A 5,087-nucleotide genomic window follows, 5' to 3' on the forward strand; every position below is an offset into this window, starting at 1 on the left:
ACCTGCCCTCTCCTTTGAAATCCGCCTTTTTCCTAGCCCTCTTTTTGATATCTTTTAACCTGTCAGCACAAAATGGCCTCATGCAAATCGGGGCCAGACCTGCAGCCATGGGTTATGCCTACGCTACCGAGGCAGACCAATGGTCTTTCTTTCATAACCCTGGTGGCTTGGGGCAGCTCGAATCTGAATACGCAGCATTTTTTGCATTAGAAAATAAATACGGAATAGAAGGCCTCAATATCATGGGTGCAGGTATAATAAGTCCGGTACCCGTAGGTACAGTGGCATTTGGTGCCTTTCGCTTTGGTGATGACTTTTATAATGAGCAGTCATTATCCTTAGCTTATGGCAATCAATTCGGAATAGCCAGTTTAGGCCTTAAAGCTAATTTGCTGCAATACAACATAGAGGGTTTTGGCACCAAAAGCGTTTTAACCTTAGATTTTGGAGGTACTGCAACTGTCACGAAAGAACTTGTATTCGGTGCATATATCAGAAATATCAATCAGGCGAAAGTTGAATCATCGGGTGAAGAAAGGGTTCCTACAATACTCAATGCTGGTATTTCGTACAGGCCGTTAGATAAACTAAGGCTTAACATCGAAACAGAAAAAGCGATCGAATACGATGCTTCTTTACGAGTAGGGTTAGAATATTTGATTTTAGAGAAGCTGGCAGTTCGTACTGGAGTGAGCACAGCGCCATTCACCAGTTATGGTGGTTTAGGCTTTACCAAAGGCAGGTTGTCGGTAGATTACGCCATCACCAAAAACACTTCTCTTGGTTACAGTCATCAAGGTGCGGTCTCATTCAGAATCAAGCAAGAAAAATGAGACGAGTAGCAATTCTTGCCTTAATACTCCTTTTCACTCAAAATGTTAGCGCACAAGAGTACCCATTGGAGGAGCTGGATATTCAACAGTTTGTTGAAGAAATTTTTGCTTTTCAGGATGAGGATGTGAGTTATGAAGAACTATATGAAGTGCTGCTGTTGTATTATTCGAACCCAATCGATTTGAACAAAGCTACTCGCGAAGAACTAAAATCATTATACGTACTCTCAGATTATCAGCTCAATAATTTCCTTGACTATCGCTCAAAATATGGCCGCTTATTAAGTATTTATGAATTGCAGGCCGTTCCCGGCCTGGACATCGCCACGATATATAAACTCATTCCTTTTGTAACTGTCAGAGATGAAGGACTCAACGCTGACAACCGACCTTTGCTTGAAAGAATTTTAAGTGAAAGAAATAATTATCTTTTATTAAGGTATGAGCAAACCCTAGAAACTAAAAAAGGCTACACCACTACACCAGTCGACACCACCAAAGCTATTCCCTCCAGGTATGCAGGTGGCAGAGGAAAACATTATGCCCGATTTAGGGTGAGTCACGTAAGAGATTTTAGCTTGGGTTTTACGATAGAAAAAGATGCCGGTGAGGCCTACACCTGGGATCCCTCTACAAATCGATATGGGGCTGATTTTTATAGTTTCCACTTTCAGCTACAAAACCAAGGGCGTTTGAAAGACCTGTTGGTAGGCGATTATCAGATACAATATGGACAAAGCTTATTGCTGGGGGCAGGATTTAATGTAGGCAAAGGGGCCGAAACCATAACTACAGTAAGAAGGTCTAACCTTGGTATAAGACCTTACACCAGTGTAATAGAAAGTGGTTTTTTCAGAGGTGCTGCAGCCACTTATGAAATTAACAAACAAATTAACCTAACCAACTTCTACTCACGATTGGCTCAAGATGCCATTATAAGAAGTGATACTTTGAGCGATAGCTTTTCTCAGTTTATATCCAGCGTGCAGAGTTCCGGTTTTCATAGAACAGCAAGTGAAATAAGCGCCAAAAATGATGTTGTGGAGCAAAACTTTGGAGGAACACTGCTTTACAAAGACAAAACTGATAACCTCCAGGTGGGCATGACATTTATTGCTACCCACTTCGATAAGCCCCTGCTCAAAAAGGATGTTGCATACAATACTTTCGAGTTTAAAGGTACTTTCAACCAAAATATTGGTTTATTCTATAATTACAATTGGCAAAATGTTAGCCTCTTCGGAGAAGTTGCCAGGTCTAAAAGTGGTGGTATAGGCGCGGTTGGTGGTATGATTGTAAGCCTTACTCCTAATCTGGAATCGTCAGTAGTCTTAAGAAATTATGACAAAGACTTTCACAGTTTTTATGGTCAATCATTTGGTGAGTCAACGAGAAATATAAACGAAAGAGGCTGGTACTGGGGTTTAAAATACAAACCATCGAGAAAGTACCAATTTAGCGCATATTTCGACCAATTCACCTTCCCCTGGTTGAGATCAAATATAAACGCTCCCTCTACCGGATATGAGTATTTATTCAGAGCTAATTACAAACCAAGAAAAGGTGTATTACTCTATGCACAGTTTAGACAACAATCTAAGATGGATGCGGTAAGCGACCAGGAAGCCGTTATTAAATTCCCCTCAAATAGAATTAAAAGAAACTATGTGCTGAACTTAGACCTAAAAGTAAGTGACGCAGTCTCTTTAAAGTCCCGTGCACAATTTAGCAATGCAGAATTTGAAAATATGCAGACTGCAGGTTACACAATAGTGCAAGATTTAAATATAAGAGTTGGTAAATTCAGAGCTAGTGGAAGAGTCGCATTATTTGATACCGATGACTACGAAAACCGACAATATGTCTATGAAAGAGATGTGTTATATGCCTTTTCTATACCGGCATACTCAGGTGTAGGTATGCGTCACTACATTTTGGCTCAATACGGTCTTACTAAAAAGATCGATCTATATGCCAGATATGCGCGTACAAGTTATCGTGATAGAAGCGTAATAAGCTCAGGTTTAGAAGAAATTGAAGGATCAGAAAAAACCGATGTAAAATTTCAGGTACGGATAAAGTTTTAATAACCATCTATCGGGTATAACTTTGCAATAAACACTCACTATGCACGCAGTTGAACTAATAGATAGTGGCTCTCTACTGGCCATAGCCATAGGGGCAATTATATTTGTGATAATATTCACGGCATTGTTTAGAAAAAAAAGATAAGCCACTTATCATTGTAAACATTTTTGAAGTAAAAGACAGAGGACTATGAACGTAAAGGGTAAAATAACTGAGATCTACGATACACAAAACATTTCTAATACATTTAAAAAGCGTGAGTTTGTACTCGAATACGCTGAAAATCCTCAGTACCCTGAATACCTGAAGTTCGAAATGATTCAGGACAAATGCGCGCTACTTGATGGACTAAATGTGGGTGACACAGTAGATGTATACTTTAACCTTAAAGGCCGTAAATGGACCGATCCTAAAGGTGTTGATAAGTATTTCAACTCACTACAGGCCTGGAAATTTGAAACCGAATCTGCCGGTGGTGGTGGCTCTACACCTCCTGCTGCTGCAGACACTGGTATGGACCAGATGGAAGAACCGGGTTGGATTTCTGAAAACGAAGATGACGACCTACCATTCTAAATGAAAGCTCCTGTATTATTCGTTTTACTCTTCCTTGGTATTTTCTCAAATGAGAAAGTGCGTATTATCGAGTATAACGGCAATGAAGTAAAGACTACTTATGCGGTAGACGCTCAATTCTATGGTAAATATGCAGGTGCCAAAACCGGCTACCTCATACTCAATGAAGATGGTACAGGAGTCTACAATTATGATGTATTTGGCTTTGCCCCTGCCACTTGTAAAAAAGATGTGATTAACATCGAGTGGGGCTTTTTACTTGATGAAAATGATCAGGTGGTGAGTTTTGAGCGCGAGTATGGCTTATCGTACCCGATCCTGATGAAAAGCCTCGGAAACACGCAATTTCAAGGTTGTCGCACCCCTGTGATGCTAGATTTCATCATGGTTTATAAAAATGGCGATATTGGTGTTTCGTCATCTGACGACTGGATCAAAGAATAATCGGCTTATTTAGACATTGGTAGATTTTAGCTTTTTGTAGTATCTTGATTACTATAAATTCGACCTTTTAAAATCTTGTATACCAATGAAAAAATTTAGCATTTTAATTCTTTTTATTGCCGCTTCAATTGGCTCAGCATTTGCACCCATCGGCCCGGATATTACTACCAAAAAACTTGAATTACCTGAGTTTCACAGTATTTATGTAAACTCCGGCTACACCGTAAAACTCAAGCAAACCAACAAGCAGGAAGTTGAGGTTGTGGCACTCACTGAGATTTATAATATCAGTGAGTTTAAAGTGAAAGATGGTGTTTTACATGTAAATGTTGAGCGCAAAGAAGACAATAAGAATAAAACGGTTTGGGAGAAAATTGACAACATCAAGATATCTCCTGAAATGACCCTAACCATTACCATGCGCGACATCAAAAGTCTGGCAGTAAACGGAAGTGGTAAAATAATTGGAGAAAACTCTATCGCATCTGACAACCTCAACCTATCTGTAGCCGGCTCAGGCACGATAGATGTAGACGTAAAAAGCAAAACCCTTAAAACTGATATTAGCGGAAGCGGAGAAGTGAAATTGAAAGGCTATGCCAATGATAATGACATCAGCATAAGCGGATCGGGCACCTTGCACGGTTATGACTGTGCACTTACCAGTTCTAAAACTAAAATTAGTGGATCTGGTACTTGTGAGATCAATGTTACTGATAATCTGGAAGCAAAAATATTGGGCAGTGGCAACCTAAAACATAAAGGACAGACCAAAAACGTTGTAAAAACTATCTATGGCAGTGGTTCTGTAGAGAGAGAATACTAATACTTTTTTGTAGGGCTGTTATAAATATCGCTGCAACTCGACCAAAAAATATTTTGACTCAACTGCTGCCAATGCAACTCAACAATTCTTTTGAGCTTTAGTATATATGCTACGCAATTTTCAGCGTTATATAGACATACTAAGCAGAGAAAGACTATGGTAGAAAAAGAAATAAAATTTAAGCGAGCACTTATTTTGGGCAATTTTTACAATAGGAAGGTAAAAATTATTAAAAGTGTAACAGACAGTTACGAAGTGCTGGTCGACAAAATTATTGGATTACAAAAGAATATGGCCGTGACCAAGGAACATGGCCTGAT

At 39.4% G+C, this 5,087-nt stretch carries 5 protein-coding genes; all 5 read left to right on the top strand.

The window, feature by feature from the left end:
- Positions 1-833: PorV/PorQ family protein (locus tag E1176_RS06275; protein ID WP_222933100.1), on the top strand; the 833-nt coding region annotated here is incomplete at its 5' end.
- The gene (locus E1176_RS06280) at positions 830-2,920 is read left to right on the top strand and encodes a ComEA family DNA-binding protein (protein WP_155209718.1); all 2,091 of its coding nucleotides are present in this window, start codon (positions 830-832) and stop codon (positions 2,918-2,920) included. The genes E1176_RS06275 and E1176_RS06280, both read left to right, overlap by 4 nt.
- Before the next feature lie 190 nt (positions 2,921-3,110).
- Positions 3,111-3,497: a DUF3127 domain-containing protein gene (locus tag E1176_RS06285; protein WP_155209720.1), complete on the top strand. Its 387-nt coding sequence runs from the start codon at positions 3,111-3,113 to the stop codon at positions 3,495-3,497.
- Positions 3,498-3,941: a hypothetical protein gene (locus E1176_RS06290; RefSeq protein ID WP_155209722.1), complete on the top strand. Its 444-nt coding sequence runs from the start codon at positions 3,498-3,500 to the stop codon at positions 3,939-3,941.
- Between the two features lie 85 nt (positions 3,942-4,026).
- Entirely contained in the window at positions 4,027-4,767 is a 741-nt protein-coding gene (locus E1176_RS06295) for a head GIN domain-containing protein (protein WP_155209723.1), read from the top strand.
- Positions 4,768-5,087: the final 320 nt, after the last annotated feature.

Source organism: Fulvivirga aurantia (genome assembly GCF_009711475.1).
In the GTDB taxonomy this organism is placed as follows: domain Bacteria; phylum Bacteroidota; class Bacteroidia; order Cytophagales; family Cyclobacteriaceae; genus Fulvivirga; species Fulvivirga aurantia.

Excerpts from the sequence above, each read along its gene's own strand:
- E1176_RS06280 (WP_155209718.1), top strand. The coding sequence starts at position 830 with ATGAGACGAGTAGCAATTCTTGCCTTAATACTCCTTTTCACTCAAAAT.
- E1176_RS06285 (WP_155209720.1), top strand. The coding sequence starts at position 3,111 with ATGAACGTAAAGGGTAAAATAACTGAGATCTACGATACACAAAACATT.
- E1176_RS06290 (WP_155209722.1), top strand. The coding sequence starts at position 3,498 with ATGAAAGCTCCTGTATTATTCGTTTTACTCTTCCTTGGTATTTTCTCA.
- E1176_RS06295 (WP_155209723.1), top strand. The coding sequence starts at position 4,027 with ATGAAAAAATTTAGCATTTTAATTCTTTTTATTGCCGCTTCAATTGGC.